This window comes from Ancylobacter oerskovii (genome assembly GCF_018390555.1).
Taxonomy (GTDB): domain Bacteria; phylum Pseudomonadota; class Alphaproteobacteria; order Rhizobiales; family Xanthobacteraceae; genus Ancylobacter; species Ancylobacter oerskovii.
Genome location: NZ_JAHBGB010000019.1, coordinates 38,132 through 56,917, shown reverse-complemented (window position 1 = coordinate 56,917; position 18,786 = coordinate 38,132). Strand labels below are relative to the sequence as shown.

Genomic DNA, 18,786 nt, shown 5'->3' with positions numbered 1-18,786 from the left:
GATCAGCATTCAACGACGTTGACCGCCAGGCCTCCGAGACTGGTTTCCTTGTACTTCTCGTTCATGTCCATGCCGGTTTGCCGCATCGTCTCGATCGCAACATCCAGCGGCACGAAATGCGTGCCGTCGCCCTTGATCGCCAGCGAGGCGGCGGTAACCGCCTTCACCGCCCCGAGCGCGTTGCGTTCGATGCAGGGCACCTGCACGAGACCGCCGATCGGGTCGCAGGTCATGCCGAGATGATGCTCCAGCGCGATCTCGGCGGCGTTCTCCACCTGCGCGGGAGACCCGCCCAGGAGAGCTGCCAGTCCCGCCGCGGCCATGGCGGCCGCCGATCCCACCTCGCCCTGGCACCCGACTTCGGCACCCGAGATCGACGCGTTGGACTTGATGATCCCCCCGATGGCCGCGGCCGTCATGAGAAAATCCCGGATGCTTCTCTGGTCGGCTTCGGCATTGAAGTGCAGCCAGTACCGCATCACGGCGGGCACCACGCCGGCCGCACCATTCGTCGGCGCCGTGACGACACGGCCCCCGGCGGCGTTCTCCTCGTTCACCGCCATGGCGTAGATCGACAGCCAGTCGTTGGCGAGCAGCGGATTGGATCGGTTCTGCCGCCAGTCGTCGACCAGCTTGTCATGCAGGGCCCGGGCGCGGCGCTTGACCTTCAGCCGGCCCGGTATGACGCCGTCCTGCGCAAGCCCGCGCTCGATGCAACGGCTCATGGCCTGCCAGATGGCGTCCAATCCCGCGTCCAGCTCGGCGCGCGGCATCCACGTCTCTTCATTTGCCCGTTTCATCGCGGCGATCGACAGGCCGCTTTCGGACGCCATGGACAACATTTCGGCGGCGGTACGGAAGGGATACGGCACCGCCCGCTGATCCGTGGCGGAGGCCTTGTTCGATCGGGCCGCCTGCAACTCCTCCTCCGAGAGGACGAACCCGCCGCCGATCGAATAATAGACATGCTCGACCAGCACGCGGCCCTCGGCGTCGTGGCCCTGGAAGGTCATGCCGTTCGCGTGGCCCGGCAGCGGCGTCGTCTTGTCCAGAACGAGGTCCGTCGCCGGGTCGAACACATAGGCCGGATGACCGGACGGCCTCACAAGGTGCGACGCTGACACGGCCTGGACGATGGCCTCGACCTCGTCGGGATCCACGGTCAACGGCGTCTTTCCCGCAAGGCCGAGGATCACGGCACGGTCCGACCCGTGTCCAACGCCGGTATAGGCCAGCGATCCGTGCAGGCGGGCGGTGATGCGGGCGACATGATCGTCCGGCCGCCGCCGCCACTCCTCCCTCTTCACATCCTCCAGGAAACGCGCCGCCGCGGTCATCGGCCCCATCGTATGAGAACTGGACGGCCCGATGCCGATCTTAAAGAGCTCGAAGACGGACAGGAACATGATGCTTCTCACCACCGTCCGCGTCGACGGCGCGGGAAAGAGTACTGCACCCGCCGGACCGAGGGAATCCTGAGGATCGCACCGCCACGGGGCGATTTCCGGCGAGGCCGGCACGGATGAACCCTCCCGCCACTATGCCCCAACGGTTGACACGGCAGAGATCCGGGTAATATGGATACCAATTAGTTTCCTAAAATGGGATTGTGCTGGGATGTCGATCTACGCAAGGCGGTCCGCGCTGCTGCCGATATCGGGCCTCATATTGCTCCTCGTCGCGGGCTGCGATGGGCGCGACGCGGCCACCTCCCAGGCACCCGGCACGTCGGAGCGCCCGCAGGTCGGTGTGGTGACGCTGCACCCCCAATCCGTTGCCGTCACGGCCGAGATGCCGGGCCGCACCACCGCCTCGCTGATTGCCGAGGTGCGCCCGCAAGTGGGCGGGATCATCAAGGAGCGGCTGTTCCAGGAGGGCAGCGAGGTGAAGACCGGCGATCCGCTCTACCAGATCGATCCGGCCAGCTATCAGGCCAGCTATGACAGCGCGGTGGCCAGCCTGCAGAAGGCCGAGGCCGCCGTGCCCAGCGCCCAGGCCAAGCTCGAACGCTACCAGGGCCTCATCAAGCAGAACGCGGTGAGCAAGCAGGACTATGACGACGCCTCGGCCTCGCTGGCGCAGGCCAAGGCGGAGGTTGCCGCGGCGAAGGCCAGCGTCGACACCGCCAAGATCAATCTCGACTATACCCGCATCACCGCGCCGATCGGCGGCCGCATCGACAAATCCTCGCTCACCCCCGGCGCATTGGTCACCGCGAGCCAGGACACGGCCCTGACGACCATCCGCACGCTCGATCCCATCAATGTCGATGTCACCCAGTCCAGTACCAACCTGCTGAATCTGCGCGCGGCGATCAGCGACGGCCGCATCAAGATCGCCGGCAAGGACGTCAAGGTTCGCCTGAAGCTCGACAACGGCACGCCCTATCCGCATGAGGGCACGCTGGAATTCGCCTCGGCCTATGTCGACGAAACCACCGGCACCTTCGGCGTGCGCGCCCAGTTCCCCAATCCCGACCGCCTGCTGCTGCCTGGCATGTATGTGCGCGCCATCGTCGAGGAGGGCGTGGCGCCGAACAGCTTCCTGGTGCCGCAGCGCGCCGTGACCCGCAACACCAAGGGCGAGCCGGTGGCGCTGATGGTCAATGGCGACGGCAAGGTCGAGCAGCGCCTGCTCGCCATCGGCCGCAGCGTCGGCAACAACTGGCTGGTCGAAAGCGGCATCGCCGATGGCGACCGGGTCGTGGTCGAGGGCAGCCAGTTTGTCACCGCGGGACAGATGGCCTCGCCGGTGGAAGTCACCATCGACGAGACCACCGGCGAGGTCCGCGACCGCGGCAAGGAAAGCGCACGGCCCGCCGACCGCCACTACGCCGCCGCCGGCACGCCGGCCGGCACCGCGCAGGAGTAAGGCGTCGTGGCACGCTTCTTCATCGACAGGCCCGTCTTCGCCTGGGTCATCGCCATCCTGATCATGCTGGGCGGCCTGCTGGCCCTCAACTCGCTGTCGATCGCGCAATATCCGCAGATCGCCCCCACCACGGTGCGCATCACCGCCTCCTATCCGGGAGCCGACGCGCAGACGGTGGAGAACTCGGTGACCAAGGTCATCGAGCAGGGCATGACCGGCCTCGACAATCTCGACTACATGTCGGCCACCTCGACCTCGACGGGCCAGGCCTCGATCTCCATCACCTTCACCAGCGCCGCCGACCCCGACGTGGCGCAGATGCAGGTGCAGAACAAGCTGCAACTGGTCAATTCGCAGCTGCCGACCATCGTGCAGACCAGCGGCATCGAGGTCGACAAGGCTTCCGACAGCTTCCTGATGGTGATCGGCTTCGTGTCGACCAACGGCTCGATGTCCTCGATCGACATCGCCGACTATGTGGATTCCACCCTCAACGACACGCTGCGGCGCGTCGACGGCGTCGGCACCACCCAGGTGTTCGGCTCGTCCTATTCGATGCGCATCTGGCTCGACCCGGACAAGCTGGCCAAGTACCAGCTGATGCCGAGCGACATCAGTTCGGCCATCGAGGCGCAGAATACCCAGGTCTCGGCCGGCCAGTTGGGCGGCCTGCCGCAGCGCAAGGGCCAGCAGCTCAACGCCACCGTCACCGCGCGCGGCCGGCTGCAGACGCCGGAGCAGTTCCGCAACATCATCATCAAGAGCACCAGCGACGGTTCGCTGGTGCGGCTGAACGACGTCGCCACCGTCGAGCTCGGCGCGGAAAGCTACACCACCACGGCGAGCTATAACGGCAAGCCCGCCGCCGGCCTCGGCATCAACCTCGCCACCGGCGCCAATGCCATCAGCACCGCGGAAGGCGTGAAAGCGGCGATCCAGCGGCTGTCCGGCACCTTCCCGGAAGGGCTGGAGGTGGTCTATCCCTACGACACCACCCCCTTCGTGGTACTTTCCATCGAGGAAGTGGTGAAGACGCTGGGCGAAGCCATCGTCCTCGTCTTCGTGGTGATGTTCGTCTTCCTGCAGAACATCCGCGCCACCATCATCCCCACCATCGCGGTGCCGGTGGTGCTGCTCGGCACCTTCGGGGTGCTGGCGCTGTTCGGCTATTCCATCAACACCCTGACCATGTTCGCCATGGTGCTGGCCATCGGCCTCTTGGTCGATGACGCCATCGTGGTGGTGGAGAATGTCGAGCGGGTGATGGAGGAGGAAGGCCTCTCCCCGCGAGAGGCCACCCGCAAATCGATGGACGAGATCACCGGCGCGCTCATCGGCATCGCCACCGTGCTTTCCGCCGTTTTCGTGCCGATGGCATTCTTCGGCGGCTCGGTGGGCATCATCTACCGGCAGTTCTCGGTCACCATCGTCTCGGCCATGGTGCTGTCGGTGCTGGTCGCCCTGATCCTCACCCCCGCACTTTGCGCCACCATATTGAAGCCGCGCAAAGCCCATGGCGAAGCCGGCCACGCGAAGCAGCGCGGCCTGTTCGGGGCCTTCAACCGCGCCTTCGACCGCGGCAGCCATGCCTACCGCAACGGGACGTCGGGCGTGCTGGCCCGCTCCGGCCGCTTCCTGATGATCTTCGCGCTGATCACCGTCGCGATGGGCTGGATGTTCGCCCGGCTGCCCTCCTCCTTCCTGCCGCAGGAGGACCAGGGCATCCTGATCACCAGCGTGCAATTGCCGGTGGGCGCCACCGCCAACCGGACCCAGACGGTGCTCAACGATGTCACCCGCCACTATCTCGACAACGAGAAGGACGCGGTGGAAGGCGTGTTCACCGTGCAGGGCTTCGGCTTCGGCGGCCAGGGGCAGAATGTCGGCATCGCCTTCCTGCGCATGCGCCCCTTCGACGAGCGCAAATCGGCCGAGCTCTCCGCCAGCGCGGTGGCCGGCCGCGCCATGGCCGTCTTCTCCAAATTCCCCGATGCCCGCGTCTTCGCCCTCGCCCCGCCGGCCATCCAGGGCATGGGCAATTCCAACGGCTTCGACTTCTACCTGCAGGACGTCAACGGCGCCGGCCACGACAAGCTGATCGCCGCCCGCAACCAGCTGCTTGCCAAGGCCGCCGGCGACAAGCGCCTCGCCAATACCCGCCCCAACGGGCAGGAGGACGAGCCGCAGCTGGTCATCGATATCGACCAGGAAAAGGCCAGCGCGCTGGGGGTGACGCTGTCGGACATCAACGACACGCTCACCACGGCCTGGGGCAGCGACTACGTCAACGACTTCATCGATCGCGGCCGGGTGAAGAAAGTCTATGTCCAGTCCTCGGCCGATTTCCGCATGCAGCCGGAGGACCTCGCCCGCTGGCATGTGCGGAACTCCGACGGCACGATGGTGCCGTTCTCCTCCTTCACCTCCACGCGCTGGACCTTCGGCTCGCCGCGTCTCGAGCGCTTCAACGGCGCCTCGGCGGTGGAGATCCAGGGCGAGGCGGCGCAGGGCGTCAGCTCCGGCGACGCGATGACGGCGATCAACGAACTCGTCGCCCAGCTGCCGGCCGGATACGGGCATGAATGGGTCGGCCTGTCGAAGCAGGAGGAGCTCTCCGGCAACCAGGCGGCCTCGCTCTATGCCATCTCGGTGCTGGTGATCTTCCTGTGCCTCGCCGCGCTCTATGAGAGCTGGTCGATCCCGTTCGCGGTGATGCTCTCGGTGCCGATCGGCATCTTCGGCGCCCTGCTCGGGGCGCATCTGTTCGGGCAGACCAACGACGTCTACTTCAAGGTCGGCCTGCTCACCACCATCGGCCTCGCGGCGAAGAACGCCATTCTGATCGTGGAGTTCGCCATCGAGCGCGAAGGGCACGGCATGGGCCTCGTCGAGGCGACGCTGGATGCCGCGCGCCAAAGGCTGCGGCCGATCCTGATGACCTCCTTCGCCTTCATCCTCGGCGTGACCCCGCTCGCCATCGCCAGCGGCGCCGGCTCGGGCGCGCAGAATGCCATCGGCATCGGCGTGATGGGCGGCATGATCGCGGCAACCGTGCTCGGCATCTTCTTCGTGCCGCTGCTGTTCGTCGCGGTGCGCCGCGTCTTCAAGCGCGCAAGGACCACGGAGGCGTCTCCCGCCAACGACGCTTCGGGAGAACAGGCGCTCTAGCCGATCCCATCACGAACCGTGCGGGAGGGGCGCCGAGGCGTCCCTCCCGCACGCACCGCGCCCCTCTCCACACCGAAAAGTAAAATTTCCCGATCAGGGCGGATTCGGCATTTACGCGCGCCGAATTATGGATGATAAATATCCTTATGGATATCAAATATCCCTAATGAGGCATCCGATGAGCCAGCGCATCAACTACGTCCAGCAGTCTGCCGAATTTTACAAGAAATTTTCGGACTTCAGTCTTGCCCTCAAGAGCAGCGTGATCGAGAAATCGATCCACGATCTGGTGCAGATCCGCGTTTCCCAGATCAATGGTTGCGCCTTCTGCTTGGACATGCACGTCAAGGAGGCGAAAATCCGCGGAGAGAGCGAACTCCGGCTCTATCACGTGGCGATCTGGCGGGAATCCAACCTGTTCACATCCCGCGAGCGCGCCGCCTTTGCCTGGGCGGAAGTGCTGACGAAACTGCCGGAAGGCGGGGTATCCGACGACACCTACCAATATGTGCGGGGCGAATTCTCGGAAAAGGAGATCTCCGATCTCACCTTCGAGATCATGGCCATCAATGCGTGGAACCGCGTAGCCATCGCCTTTCGCAGCGTGCCGGGCTCTGCCGACAAGGCCTTCGGCCTCGACAAGGCCGGGCTGAGCTGAACGCCGGCCTGACCCGCCTCGTCCCGCCGACGAGACGGCAGACGACGCTGCGCCACACCGTTAGCCGGCTCGTTTCAAGACCCAGTCCGCCGTCTTTTTCCAGACGTCCGGGGGGATCTCTTCCCCGAGCATGGCGATGAGATCCGCGATGCGCACAGCGCGAAGCCTGACACGCCAGGCTTCGTCCGCCTCCCACATTATCCGCGCGATGGCGCAGGGGTGGCTCTCGCAAAAGCCTTGCGGACGGCATGGGTTGTTGGCGCGAATATTGTTGCAGACGAACGACTTTCCCTTGCCCTCCACGGCCTCGACGATGTCGAGGAAGGTGAGTTCCGAAGCCGGCACCCGCAGCCGGTAGCCTCCGCTCGGCCCCAGGGATGTGTCGACGAGACCCGCCTGCGAAAGGCTTTGCAACGCCTTGGAGAGATACTCCTTCGGCAAGCCGTGGAATTCCGCCAGTGCCTTCGTCGACAGGTAACGACCCGCCGGAAGTCCGGCAAGGATGGCGCAGCAATGAAGCGCCCATTCCACCTGGCTTTTGAGGATCATGCCGCTGCCCGACCAAACGCCGCCCTAATTGTGGATTGAAAATATCCTTAAATTGGCAGAGCTGCAAATGCCGCTCTTCCCTCCGGTCCGCTTCAGTAATCCCCGACGCCGGCTCCCGACATGGCGGAGCACTTTTCCCATCCGGGAACGAATGAACCGGTAATCGGGTCCTCGTCTGCTGTACACAATTCTCGCGGCAATCAAACAGGCGCCCTGCATCCCAACATTTCACTGTTCCTTACGCTAGGTTATTGCACTAGCATCGCTGTCCCGGAGACGTCGCCGCTGCGACGGAGCGAAAAGCGCCAGTTCGCTCTTGTCATGCTCGCGTCATCCCAAATTCAATCTCCGGGAGAGAAATATGTCGGCCATCAAGTTCACGAAGAAATCCGGCGTCCTCGCCGACCTATTCTGTAGCGACGAGTTCGTAGCATCGGGTTTTGACGAAGAGCCGATCGTGGAAAAGCGTTGCCGCCTGACCAACGAAACAGGCGAGCACCCTCTTTGGTCCGGATATTCAACGGTAAAGAATTACAAGAACGCCCATTCGAAAGTCCGGCGCAGCAACAATGTGAGGACCAGCTCCGAATATGGGCGTCTTTACGTGTGGCTGGTCGACAGACTGCGCGCCAAGACGGTCGTTGAGTTCGGAACGGCCTTCGGCGCGTCGGGCATGTACTGGCTGTCCGGCTTGAAGCACACCGGAGGAAAGCTCTTCACATATGAGCCGAACGACATATGGGCGGAGCTCGCCGCCAAGAATTTGTCGGCCATATCCTCGAACTTCGCCCTTATCCGCGGCACATTCGAACATCACGCCGACCGAACCCTGTCGGCGGGGTCGGTGGATATCGGCTTCATAGATGCCATCCACACCAAGGATTTCGTTCTGAGCCAGCTGGAAATCCTGCGGAGATATATGCGGCCGGGAGGTATCGTCATTCTCGACGACGTCAATTTCTCGGACGATATGCGCAATTGCTGGGAGAAGGTGTCCAACGAGAATTATGTCAAGGGAAGCCTCTCCGTCTCCACCAGGATCGGAATGATCGAGGTATGAAGACGGGGAGCGACGAAGGATGAGGCGCTGACGGCGCATCCGCGCGCTTGCCTCTTTCCACGCTCTCGACGACGTCCTCGCGCTCCACAGGCAGGAGAGATCGCCGATCCGCCAACCTGGCGGATACGGCGCGAATGGCTGCGCCCTGCGATCGAGGAGCCGCGAGCACACCGGCCTGCTGCGCCCGGGCGAGGCACCTCCACGCCGGCGAGGCACATATCGTTGCCAGCCGGGAACCTCGGTGAAACCGCTGCCGTTCTCTTGCCGTCGTCGCTTTCCGCGACCACGTTCTGAGCATGCCGGCCCACCGACACGCCTCCACTGGAGCCTTCCATGGCACTCACCGTCATCCAGCACGTCCTCACCCGATTGCATGAGATCGGCATTTCCGATGTCTTCGGCGTGCCTGGCGATTTCGCCTTTCCGGTCAACGACGCCATCTGCCAGCAGCCCGGCATGCGCTGGGTCGGCTGCGCCAATGAGCTGAATGCCGCCTATGCCGCCGATGGCTATGCCCGCATCAAGGGCGTGGCGGCGCTCAGCACCACCTATGGCGTGGGCGAACTCAGCGCGCTCGCCGGTGTGGCAGGGGCCTATGCCGAACGGCTGCCGATCTTCCATCTGGTGGGCACGCCCCGCATGGCGGTTCAGCGCGCACGCGCCATCGTGCATCACACATTGGGCACCGGCGAATATGATCTGTTCCGCCGGATGAGCGAGCCGGTGGTGTGCGCCCACGCGGTCATGACGCCCCAGAACGTCGCCTATGAGACCGAGCGTCTGATCGCCGAGGCTCTCTACCATCTACGCCCGGTCTACATGGCTTTCCCGGCCGATCTCGCCAACCAGCCGGTGGTGAGCAGCGCCGCACCGGTACCGGCCCCCAGGAGCGATCCCGACCAGCTCGCCGCGGCCACCAGGGCCGTGGTCGCCGCGCTCGACAGGGCGCAGACCGCCTGTTTGCTGCCGGGCCTGATCGTCGCCCGCCTCGGCCTGGGCCATCGGCTGCAGGAACTGGTCGATGCCTCCGGCTTGCCCTTCGCCACCATGTTCCACGACAAGACCGTTCTGGACGAGCGGCAACCGGCCTATGCCGGCATGTATGACGGCGCATTGATGAACGAGGAGGTTCAGGCCTTCGTCGAGGGCCGCGACCGGATCGTCACCGTCGGCACGCTGATGACCGACTTCAATACCGGCTCCTTCACCGCGAATCTCGATCCGGCGCGCACCATCGCCATCGACCACCACAGCGTCAGCGTCGATGGCCACACCTATCCCAGCGTCGAGCTCGGCGACATGCTGGCGGCGCTCACCCGGGCCCTGAAGCAGCGCGACTGGCCAGGCATTGCCGCCGGCTCGCTCGGGCCGATAAGTGGCGCCGGCGACGAGCCGATCAGTGCCGAGGCGCTTTACCCGCGCTGGGCGGAATTCATCCAGCCGGGCGATATCGTGGTTGCCGAAACCGGCACCGCCTCCATGGGTCTCGGCTTCGCCCGCATGCCGTCAGGGGCGAATTTCTACAACCAGACCCTCTGGGGAGCGATCGGCTGGGCGACCCCGGCAGCGGTGGGAACGGCGCTGGCTGATCCCACACGGCGCACCGTGCTGATCACCGGCGAAGGCTCGCACCAACTCACCGTGCAGGAACTCGGGCTGTTCGAGCAGCTGGGACTGAAGCCCGTCGTCTTCGTGCTCAACAATGACGGCTACCTGATCGAGCGGCTGCTCTGCAAGGATCCCGAGATCCTCTACAACGACATCGCGCCCTGGCGGTACACCGAGCTTCCGCACGCCTTCGGCTGCGATGGCTGGACAGTGATGCGCGCCACGACCTGCGCCGAGCTCGATGCTGCGCTGACGGCGGCCGCGGCCGCAGACAAGGGAGCCTATATCGAAGTCGTGACGGGACGCTACGACGCCTCCCCGCTCTCGCTGAAGCTGAGCGAGAAGATGAAGCAGGCCGCCGCGGAAGGCTGACCGCGGCATCCCGCGCGCAAGCGACGGAGGATCTCCGTCGCCCTGCGCCCCGGCGGCGGCCCCCGCATGGCCGGGGGCGGGCCACTTGCGTCGATCCGCAGACCTCAATCACGAAGATGGCGATAGGCGGCCTGCAGAGCCTCGAACCCCTTGAAGCGGCGCTCGTGCCAGAGCCGGGTGGCGGCATCGGGGGGATAGACGACCTCGATTTCCGACATCGACCACATGGCTTCGCGGAAGTCGGCATAGCGTCCGGCCGCCACGGCGCCGAGCATGGCCGCTCCGAGCAGAACCGGCTCGGGCGCGCCGATGGCGGCGATGTTCACATTGGCCGCATCGGCGAGCACCTGCCGCACCAGGGCGCTCTGGCCGGCCCCACCGGACACCACAACGGTCTCGGTTCGGGCGCCCTTCGCCGCCTGGGCGTCGAGAATCTGCTTCAGGCCGTAGCCGATGCCCGCAAGCCCGGCCATGTAGAGTCCGACCAGGCTATCGAGGTCCTCGTCCATGTCCAGCCCGGCGATGACGCCCCGCGCGAGATGATCGGCGAAGGGCGCGCGATTGCCGAGAAACTCGGGCACGACATGCAGCGTGCCGACCAGCGCGGCGATGGCCGACGCCCCTCCGGCCGCCTCGGCGCGGCGAGCCAGCCATGCGCTGAGATTCTGGCCGTCGGCCTTGGCGAGTTCGGTCGCCTGCGCCGCCGCCGGATGCAGCCGGACCAGACGATCGATCGCGGCGCCGGCGGCCGATTGGCCGCCCTCGTTCAACCAGAAACCCGGCACCATCGCCGAGAAATAAGGGCCCCATACGCCGGGCACGAAGGCAGGATCGGTCGTGGTGAGCAGCGTGCAGGCCGATGTGCCGAACACATAGGCCATGCGGCTCAAGGCCCCGTTCGCCCCCGCCTCGCCGCCGCCCTGCCGCGCGCCGACCGTACCGAGGCCCCCCGCATGCGCATCGATGAGGCCCGCGGCGACCGCGATCCCATCTGCAAGCCCGAGTTCCTCCGCCGCCTGCGCGGTGAGGCCGCCGCCGAGCGGCGTCCCTGCGGCGACGATCTCGGTCCCGATCCGCACGAAGCCCTCGTCGGCCAACGTACCGAGGCCGATCTTGCGGAAGTAATCCGGGTCCCAGCGCTGCTCATGGGCGAGATAGGTCCATTTGCAGGTGACCGTGCACACCGAGCGGGCAAGGCTGCCGGTCGCTTTCCAGGTCAGGAAATCGGCAAGATCGAAGAACTGCCAGGCATCGGCAAAGGTGTTGGGCAGCTTCTCGCTCAACCAGAGCAGCTTGGGCGTCTCCATCTCGGGAGAGATGGTGCCGCCGACATAGTCGAGCACCGGGCTGCCCAGCGCATTGATGCGATCCGCCTGCCCGGTCGCACGGTGGTCCATCCACACGATGACGTTGCGCGCCGGATCGCCATGGGGACCGACCGGCAGCGACCGGCCCTCCGCCCCCAGCACGACCAGCGAACAGGTGGCATCGAAGCCGATGCCCTTCACGTCGCCCGCCGCGATACCGGCACGGGCGACCGCCTCCTTCACGCTGGCGCAGACGCAGGCCCAGATGTCGTCGCTCGACTGCTCGACGACATCGCCATGTTCCTTCCAGATGCGAATGTCCCGCTTGGCGACGGCCAGCTGCTTGCCGCTGCTGTCGAAGATGCCGGCGCGAACGCTGCCGGTGCCGACGTCAATTCCAGCGAAACATCCGCTCATGCTCAAAGATCCGTTGCGTTCGGCAGAATGACGAGATCACGAACCGTGACGTTACGCGGACGGGTCAGCATGAACATGACGCAGTCCGCCACCTCCTTTGCCTCCATGAGGGCACCCGAGGCAAGCGCCTCGTCGAGCTTGGCCTGCGGCCAGTCCTTGATGAGGGCGGTGACCACCGGGCCGGGCAGCACCGCGCCGACGCGCACGCCATGCGGGGCCATCTGCCGGCGCACGGTGTGGACGAAGGCCTGCACGGCGAATTTCGACGCCGTGTAGACCGGCTCCCACACCACCGGCACCACGCCGGCGACCGAAGAGGTGAAGATGACGTCGCCGGTCTTGCGCTCGACCATGTGCGGCAGCACCGCCTGCACGGTGCGAAAGGCGGCGTTGACGTTGAGGTTCAGCACCCGGTCCCACACGTCCGGGTCGCCCTCCACCACGTTGCCGCCGATATAGGCGCCGGCATTGGCGTGGAAGATGTCGAGCGGACCGCAGCTGTCCAGGATCTGCGGCAGCATGGTGGCCACGCTGGCCGGATCCAGGAGATCGACCACCACCGGCACGGCCTTGGGGCCGAGTTCGGTGCAGACACCCTCCAGCGCATCGGCGGCGCGGTCGACGAGGGCGACGGTGGCGCCCTCCTCCAGCATCGCGCGGGCGCATTCGAGGCCGATGCCCGACGCCGCGCCGGTGATCGCGGCAACCTTGCCCTGAAGCCTGCTTCCCATGAGAAACTCCGAATGGGTGAGGTGAAACAACCTCTCCCCAATGGGGAGAGGTCGGCGCATAGCGCTGGGTGAGGGGCGCGGTTGCGGAGCCTTGGACGTCGCTCCCCCCTCACCCTAACCCTCTCCCCAATGGGGAGAGGGAACCAAGGTCGCGAGAGGGAGGCTCCCGCGCTCAGCCGCGCAGCTTGATCTGCAGCTTCACGTCGTCCGGCAGGCCCTTGGCCGCGCGGTCGAAGGCCTCGATGCTGCGGGCGAAGTCGAAGGTCTCGGAGATCAGCGGCTTGAGGTCGACCTTGCCGGAGGCGATGAGGTTGACCGCGCGGTCGAAATTATTGGCGTAGCGGAACACCGTCTCGATGCGCGCTTCCTTGATGATCGCCGCCGCGACGTCGAACTTCGTCGTCTCAACGGGCATGCCGATCAGCACCAGCGTGCCGCCGGGCCGCACGATGTCGAAGATGCCGTCATAGGCGCGCGGCGAGCCCGAGGCCTCGAACACCACGTCGGCGCCCCAGCCCTCGGTCTCCTCGGCGATCACGTCGGCGAGCTTGCGCTCGGTGATGTTGACCGGATGGATGCCGGCATATTGCCCGGCAATCGCCAGCTTCGGCGCCGAGAGGTCGGAGATGTAGACCCGGGCGCAGCCGCCGGCGAGCGCCGCCAGCGCGGTCATGATGCCGATCGGGCCGCAGCCGATCACCACCGCCACGTCGCCGGGGGTGATGCGCGCCCGCGTCGCCGCCTGCAGGCCGACGGCGAAGGGCTCGACCATCGCGCCCTCGGCGAAGGAGACGTTGTCGGGCAGCTTGTAGGTGAAGGCGGCGGGATGCACGACCTCGGGGGTCAGCACGCCGTGGATCGGCGGCGTCGCCCAGAAGCGCACGTCGGGATCGACATTGTAGATGCCGAGCTTGGTGGCGCGGGAGTTCATGTTCGGCACGCCCGGCTCCATGCAGACCCGGTCGCCGACCTTTAGGTTCTTCACGTTGGCGCCGATCGCGATGATGGTGCCTGCCGCTTCGTGGCCGAGCACCATCGGCTCGCGCACCACGAAGGAGCCGATCGCGCCGTGGGTGTAGTAATGCACATCGCTGCCGCAGACGCCGACCGTGTCGATGGCGATCTTCACGTCGTCGGGGCCGACCTCCTGCGGGAGATCGATGTCGCGAAGGGAAAGCTCGCCCTTCTTTTCGAGAACCAGTGCCTGCACCATGGGCTTTTCCTGCTGGGGTTGCCGTCGTCGGCAGGCTCTAGAGAGCGAGGCCGGCGGCGTTGAAGAGATAGATGTGGCGCGGATCGATGCCGAGATTGAGCGTATCGCCCGGCTTGAGTTCCGGCCGGCCGGCGGTGAGCGCGATCACCGGCTCGCCCTCCGAACGGGCATAGAGCTGGGTCGAGCCGCCCAGGCTCTCGGCGAAGTCGAGAGTGAGCGACAGCACCGGATTGGCCGCGCCGACCGTGAGGTGCTCCGGCCGCATGCCGACGGTCACGGTATCGCCGACCTTGGCGCGGGCGGCAGCCGGCGTGTCGACGCCCAGCGTACCGCCGGCGAAGGCCGGATGGTCGAGCCGCAGGCCGGTGCCGGATGCGGAGGACACCTTGGCATTGATGAAGTTCATCTTCGGCGAGCCGATGAAGCCGGCGACGAAGGTGTTGGCCGGCTTGTCGTAGAGCTCGGTCGGCGAGCCGATCTGCTCGACGAGGCCGGCGCGCAGCACCACGATGCGGTCCGCCAGCGTCATCGCCTCCACCTGGTCGTGGGTGACGTAGACCATGGTGGCGCCGAGGCTGCGGTGCAGCTTGGCGATCTCGACGCGCATCTGCGAGCGCAGCTCGGCGTCGAGGTTGGACAGCGGCTCGTCGAACAGAAACAGCTTGGGATGGCGGACGATGGAGCGCCCGATGGCGACGCGCTGGCGCTGGCCGCCGGACAGGGCGCGCGGCTTGCGGTCGAGCAGGTGCTCCAGCTGCAGGATGCGGGCGGCCTCCGCCACCTGCGCCTTGATCTCCGCTTCCGGGCGCTTGGCCATGCGCAGCCCGAACGCCATGTTCTCGAACACGTTCATGTGCGGGTACAGCGCGTAGGACTGGAACACCATGGAGACCTCACGCTTGGCGGGCTCCTCATAGGTGACGTCCTTGCCGTCGATGTAGAGCTGGCCCTCGCTGACATCCTCCAGGCCGGCGATCATCCGCAGCAGCGTGGACTTGCCGCAGCCCGAGGGACCGACGAACACCACGAACTCGCCCTTCGCGGCGGCGAAGCTGACGCCCTTGATGACCGAGGCGTCACCATAGTTCTTCTTGATGTTGTCCAGTCGCAGGAAAGTCATCAGCTCAACTCCAGATAGGGCCGGTCCGGGCATGCGGACGCCGTCCATCAGCTTTCCAGCAGCGCGCCCGCGCACCGCTCGTCGGTCACCAGTCGTTTCACATAGCCCGCCCGGAGGATCGCCCGGACAATCGGCACCTTGTAGAGCCCGCCCGAGGCGAGGATGGAATGGCGCACCGGGCTCAGCTCGTGCGGCGCCAGCGACAGCACCCGCTCGTTGAGCGGATGATGCACCGGGCGCCCCTGCCCATCGAGAAATACGCCGAGCAGGTCGCCGACGGCGCCAGCGGCGGCAAGGCTCGGCAGATTCTCCGAGACGGTCTGCGTCTGCACCAGCAGCGAGCGGTTCGTCATGTCGCCGCAGGACAGCAGCGCCACGTCGACAGTACGCGCCCGGCGCATGGTTTCGCGGATTCCGTGATGCGAGAGCAGCATGGTGCGACTCTCCGGGGTCGGGAAATAGAGCGGCGCGGCGAGATAGTAGCATTCCGCCGAGATCGAACGCGCATAGCCGGTCGCCACCTCGAAGGTGGAAGCGCCGGAACCGCGGGTGAGCCCGCCCATCACCGAGGTCACCCAGCTCTGCGGCATCGGCCGTACCGTCACGCGCTTGAGGCCGGCAGCCAGCGTCTTGCCCCAGCCGACGCCGAGGCCCATGCCGTTCTCCAGCAGGCCGTCGAGCTCGGCGCCGGCGGCCTCGCCGATGACGCGCTGTTGCTCGGCCTCGTCCGGCAGGCTCGGTACCACCGTCGCCGCCTCCAGCCCGTAGCGCGCCTTCAAACGCTGCTCGGCCTCGACGCATTCGGCCATCGGCAGGCGGATGTCGATGAAGACGGAGCCGTCCGAGCGCACCTGGCCGAGGATCTTGTTGATGCGCAGGCGGGTGAGGCCGAGCTGGTCGGCGATGTCCTGCTGCGTCAGGCCGCCGATGAAATACAGCCAGGCGACGCGGGCGCGGATCTGCGCCGCCTCGATCTCCTGTCCCGCCATCTGCCTGCCGCGCTCGCGCCCACCGCCGTTCATGGCTTCCCCATCAGGCTAAGGCCTGCTTGAGGCGCGCCGAAGTCGCCTCGAGCGCCGTCAGGATCGAGCCGCTGTCGTGCTCGAAGGGATAGAAGACCTCGAGGAACACCGGGGCCGCGGCGAGGCCGGTGCGGCGCAGCAGCGTTGCGGCCGCCACGGGATCCACCTTGCCGGGCACGGTGAAGTCCCAGTGCCGGTCGAGGAGGAAGTCGGTCTGCTGGATGTGAACGGCGGTGATGACGTCGGCGAGGTCGCGGAACCACGGCTCCATCGCGCCATGGTCCGGCCCGTAGAGCGGCTCGAAGGTGCCGTGCCCCCAGTCGGGGCACAGTCGCCATGGCACGGCGCTGCCGGCGACATCGTCCATCATCCGGCGCGCCTGCGCCACCGTCCACGGCCATTCGCGCCGCATCGGCGTCGGCTCGACATAGAGCTCCGCCAGGCCCTCGGCCTTCGCGTGCTCGGCGAGCCGGTGCATGCGGGCGACGAGATCGGCATAGTCCGCCGCGTCGAGCGCCTCCGCCTCGGTCCCGTCGAGCCGCGCCGGGATGGCGCCGAGCGGGCCGCCGACGCGGGCAATGCCGGCCAGCGCCGCGAAGCGGTAGGCGCGGACGAGCCATTGCTCCGCATAATCGCGTACGTCATGGTCGGGATGCAGCAACTGGTTGAAGGTGTAGTGGGCGAGGCCGATGAAGGCGCTGTGCACGGTGATGCCGCTCGCCTGCGCCTGCCGCCGCAGTTCGGCGGCGTGACGGTCGAGGATGGCATCCGGCCACATCGGGTCGGCGAGGTCGTAGGAAAATTGCACCAGGTCGAGGCCGAGGCGCTCGCGCACCAGCGGCGCCCACAGCTCGGGCGTCACCCAGCGCTTCACGCAGAAGGACAGGTTGATGCCGAAGGGGATGGACTGCACGTCACCCGTCACGACGTCATCCGTCACTTGGTCGCTCCCATGGTCAGGCCGCGCACCATGTGGCGGGAGACGATGAGCGCGAAGATCGTCACCGGCAGCACGATGACGGTGCCGGTGGCCATGATCTTGCCCCAGGGCAGTTCGTAGCCGGACATGAAGGAGGTCGCGACGACGGGCGCGGTCTGCACGTTGCGGCGGGTCAGCACCAGCGCGTAGAGCAGCTCGTTCCACGAGAAGATGAAGGAGAAGATCGCGGAGACCGCGATGCCCGGCGCGCCGAGCGGCAGGTAGATCTTGCGGAAGATGGTGAACTGGTCGGCGCCGTCGAGGCGCGCCGCCTGTTCGAGGTCCGGCGGGATCGACTTGAACTGGTCGGTGACGATCCACACCACGATCGGGATGTTGAAGGTGAGGTAGATCAGGATCAGCACGATGTGGGTGTCGAGCAGGTTCGCATACATGGCGAGCAGGTAGACCGGCAGCGCCAGCACGATCGGGCTCGTCATGCGGTTGGAGATGAACCAGAACCACAGGTCGGACTTGCCGCGGAAATCGTAGCGGGCCAGCGCGAACGCCGCCGGCGTGCCGAGGATCACCGACAGGAGCGTGCTCAGCGTCGCCACGATCAGCGAGTTGACGATGGCGCCGGAGACCTTGGTATCGGCGAAGATGTCGACATAGTTCTGCAGCGTCGGGGTAAACAGCCACACCGGCGGCGAGGCGAGGATGTCGGACTGCGTCTTGAAGCTCGCCATCACCATCCACACGAACGGGAACAGCGTGAAGACGACGATGGCAGCGAGCCCGATGGCGTGAAGAATCTTGCCGCGCATCACTGGACCTCCCGGTAGAGCAGGCGGATGTACAGCCGGCTGATGACGATGGTGATGATCAGCAAAAGGATCGCCTGCGCCGAGGCGGTGCCGAGATCGAAGATGCGGAAGCCGACGCGCTGGATGTAGATCGAGATCAGGTCGGTGGCCGAGCCCGGCCCGCCGCGCGTCATCACGAACACCATGTCGAACAGCTTCAGCACGTCGGCCGAGCGCAGGATCATCACCGCCGTCAGGCCCGGCAGCAGATAGGGCAGCTGCACATGGCGCAGCAAGGCGAGCTTGGAGGAGGTCTCCAGCCGCGCCGCCTCCTCGATCTCGCCGGGCACCATGGAAAGGCCGGCGAGGAAGATCAGCGCGCAGAAGGGCGTCCACTGCCAGACGTCCATGATGACGATGGCGGCGAAGGCGCCGCCCGGCGTCGACAGCCAGTCGATCGGACCGAAGCCGGCGAAGCCGAGGAACTGGTTGGCGACGCCGAAATCGCGGTTGAAGATCAGCCGGCCGATCAGGCCGACCACCGCATAGGTGGTGGCCAGCGGCACCACCAACGTCACCCGGGCGAGCGACTTCAACAGGCCCATGCCCGGCTTGTGCAGCAGGAGCGCGATGATCAGGCCGAGCACCACCTGGATCGGCAGCACGGTGACGTAGAACTTGGCGGTGAGCAGCAGCGACGACCAGAAGGTGCTGTCGGTCAAAACCGCGACGTAGTTCTCGAAACCGACGAAGGGAAAGCCCTCGCGCGGCCGGGTGATGTTGTAGCGCCGGAACGAAGTGACCAGCGCGAAGATCGTCGGGTAGATGCCGATCAGGAACAGCGTGAGCACGGCGGGCGCCAGGAACCACAATGGCGTCCAGCGGCCGTAACCGCGATTGGGCTTGGTGGGCGCTGCCCGCATGGTTTCACTCATGGCATCGTCCTGATGGCAGGGATCGGGAGC

The 18,786-nt window shown here is 66.1% G+C and carries 15 protein-coding genes; 5 read left to right on the top strand and 10 right to left on the bottom strand.

What is annotated here, in order from left to right; genetic code table 11:
• Window positions 1-2 precede the first annotated feature (2 nt).
• A complete protein-coding gene (locus KHC19_RS09130) occupies window positions 3-1,406 on the bottom strand; it encodes an L-serine ammonia-lyase (RefSeq protein WP_213352050.1) in 1,404 nt (467 codons plus the stop codon).
• 211 nt (window positions 1,407-1,617) lie between these two features.
• On the opposite strand from KHC19_RS09130, the gene KHC19_RS09125 reads away from it, so the two are divergent.
• The 3 genes from KHC19_RS09125 to KHC19_RS09115 all read left to right on the top strand — a co-directional run bounded on the left by KHC19_RS09125 (window position 1,618) and on the right by KHC19_RS09115 (window position 6,697).
• Window positions 1,618-2,871: an efflux RND transporter periplasmic adaptor subunit gene (locus KHC19_RS09125; RefSeq protein WP_213352049.1), complete on the top strand. Its 1,254-nt coding sequence runs from the start codon at window positions 1,618-1,620 to the stop codon at window positions 2,869-2,871.
• A gap of 6 nt (window positions 2,872-2,877) precedes the next feature.
• Window positions 2,878-6,039, top strand: coding sequence for an efflux RND transporter permease subunit (locus tag KHC19_RS09120; protein WP_213352048.1), 3,162 nt, complete (start codon window positions 2,878-2,880; stop codon window positions 6,037-6,039).
• Window positions 6,040-6,217: 178 nt separating this feature from the next.
• A complete protein-coding gene (locus KHC19_RS09115) occupies window positions 6,218-6,697 on the top strand; it encodes a carboxymuconolactone decarboxylase family protein (RefSeq protein WP_213352047.1) in 480 nt (159 codons plus the stop codon).
• Between the two features lie 60 nt (window positions 6,698-6,757).
• On the opposite strand, the gene KHC19_RS09110 is transcribed toward KHC19_RS09115, so the two are convergent.
• Entirely contained in the window at window positions 6,758-7,246 is a 489-nt protein-coding gene (locus tag KHC19_RS09110; RefSeq protein ID WP_213352046.1) for an RrF2 family transcriptional regulator, read from the bottom strand.
• 361 nt (window positions 7,247-7,607) lie between these two features.
• Between KHC19_RS09110 and KHC19_RS09105 the strand changes: the two genes are divergently transcribed.
• Together KHC19_RS09105 and KHC19_RS09100 are read left to right on the top strand one after the other, a co-directional pair.
• Window positions 7,608-8,306, top strand: a complete 699-nt coding sequence (locus tag KHC19_RS09105; RefSeq protein WP_213352045.1) for an O-methyltransferase — start codon at window positions 7,608-7,610, stop codon at window positions 8,304-8,306.
• Window positions 8,307-8,639: 333 nt separating this feature from the next.
• Complete coding sequence (locus KHC19_RS09100) at window positions 8,640-10,286, top strand: alpha-keto acid decarboxylase family protein (protein ID WP_213352044.1); 1,647 nt, start codon at window positions 8,640-8,642, stop codon at window positions 10,284-10,286.
• 104 nt (window positions 10,287-10,390) lie between these two features.
• Here KHC19_RS09100 and KHC19_RS09095 read toward each other — a convergent pair whose 3' ends face one another.
• From KHC19_RS09095 to KHC19_RS09060, 8 genes are all read right to left on the bottom strand, one after another.
• A complete protein-coding gene (locus KHC19_RS09095) occupies window positions 10,391-12,010 on the bottom strand; it encodes an FGGY-family carbohydrate kinase (protein WP_213352043.1) in 1,620 nt (539 codons plus the stop codon).
• Between the two features lie 2 nt (window positions 12,011-12,012).
• Complete coding sequence (locus tag KHC19_RS09090) at window positions 12,013-12,741, bottom strand: SDR family oxidoreductase (protein WP_213352042.1); 729 nt, start codon at window positions 12,739-12,741, stop codon at window positions 12,013-12,015.
• A 172-nt stretch (window positions 12,742-12,913) separates the two neighbouring features.
• Window positions 12,914-13,951, bottom strand: a complete 1,038-nt coding sequence (locus KHC19_RS09085; RefSeq protein WP_213352296.1) for an NAD(P)-dependent alcohol dehydrogenase — start codon at window positions 13,949-13,951, stop codon at window positions 12,914-12,916.
• 40 nt (window positions 13,952-13,991) lie between these two features.
• On the bottom strand, window positions 13,992-15,074 hold the full coding sequence (locus KHC19_RS09080) for an ABC transporter ATP-binding protein (RefSeq protein WP_213352041.1): 1,083 nt from the start codon (window positions 15,072-15,074) through the stop codon (window positions 13,992-13,994).
• Window positions 15,075-15,121: 47 nt separating this feature from the next.
• A complete protein-coding gene (locus KHC19_RS09075; protein WP_213352040.1) occupies window positions 15,122-16,096 on the bottom strand; it encodes a sugar-binding transcriptional regulator in 975 nt (324 codons plus the stop codon).
• Between the two features lie 10 nt (window positions 16,097-16,106).
• Window positions 16,107-17,036 (bottom strand): sugar phosphate isomerase/epimerase family protein, encoded by a 930-nt coding sequence (locus KHC19_RS09070; protein WP_343207681.1) that lies wholly within the window; start codon window positions 17,034-17,036, stop codon window positions 16,107-16,109.
• Window positions 17,033-17,842: a carbohydrate ABC transporter permease gene (locus KHC19_RS09065; RefSeq protein WP_213352039.1), complete on the bottom strand. Its 810-nt coding sequence runs from the start codon at window positions 17,840-17,842 to the stop codon at window positions 17,033-17,035. The genes KHC19_RS09070 and KHC19_RS09065 overlap by 4 nt, the downstream gene beginning before the upstream one ends.
• On the bottom strand, window positions 17,842-18,756 hold the full coding sequence (locus tag KHC19_RS09060; RefSeq protein WP_213352038.1) for a carbohydrate ABC transporter permease: 915 nt from the start codon (window positions 18,754-18,756) through the stop codon (window positions 17,842-17,844). Before KHC19_RS09060 ends, KHC19_RS09065 begins: the two co-directional genes overlap by 1 nt.
• Between the last annotated feature and the right edge of the window lie 30 nt (window positions 18,757-18,786).

Excerpts from the sequence above, each read along its gene's own strand:
- KHC19_RS09130 (WP_213352050.1), bottom strand. The coding sequence starts at position 1,406 with ATGTTCCTGTCCGTCTTCGAGCTCTTTAAGATCGGCATCGGGCCGTCC.
- KHC19_RS09125 (WP_213352049.1), top strand. The coding sequence starts at position 1,618 with ATGTCGATCTACGCAAGGCGGTCCGCGCTGCTGCCGATATCGGGCCTC.
- KHC19_RS09115 (WP_213352047.1), top strand. The coding sequence starts at position 6,218 with ATGAGCCAGCGCATCAACTACGTCCAGCAGTCTGCCGAATTTTACAAG.
- KHC19_RS09110 (WP_213352046.1), bottom strand. The coding sequence starts at position 7,246 with ATGATCCTCAAAAGCCAGGTGGAATGGGCGCTTCATTGCTGCGCCATC.
- KHC19_RS09105 (WP_213352045.1), top strand. The coding sequence starts at position 7,608 with ATGTCGGCCATCAAGTTCACGAAGAAATCCGGCGTCCTCGCCGACCTA.
- KHC19_RS09100 (WP_213352044.1), top strand. The coding sequence starts at position 8,640 with ATGGCACTCACCGTCATCCAGCACGTCCTCACCCGATTGCATGAGATC.
- KHC19_RS09095 (WP_213352043.1), bottom strand. The coding sequence starts at position 12,010 with ATGAGCGGATGTTTCGCTGGAATTGACGTCGGCACCGGCAGCGTTCGC.
- KHC19_RS09090 (WP_213352042.1), bottom strand. The coding sequence starts at position 12,741 with ATGGGAAGCAGGCTTCAGGGCAAGGTTGCCGCGATCACCGGCGCGGCG.
- KHC19_RS09080 (WP_213352041.1), bottom strand. The coding sequence starts at position 15,074 with ATGACTTTCCTGCGACTGGACAACATCAAGAAGAACTATGGTGACGCC.
- KHC19_RS09075 (WP_213352040.1), bottom strand. The coding sequence starts at position 16,096 with ATGAACGGCGGTGGGCGCGAGCGCGGCAGGCAGATGGCGGGACAGGAG.
- KHC19_RS09065 (WP_213352039.1), bottom strand. The coding sequence starts at position 17,842 with ATGCGCGGCAAGATTCTTCACGCCATCGGGCTCGCTGCCATCGTCGTC.
- KHC19_RS09060 (WP_213352038.1), bottom strand. The coding sequence starts at position 18,756 with ATGAGTGAAACCATGCGGGCAGCGCCCACCAAGCCCAATCGCGGTTAC.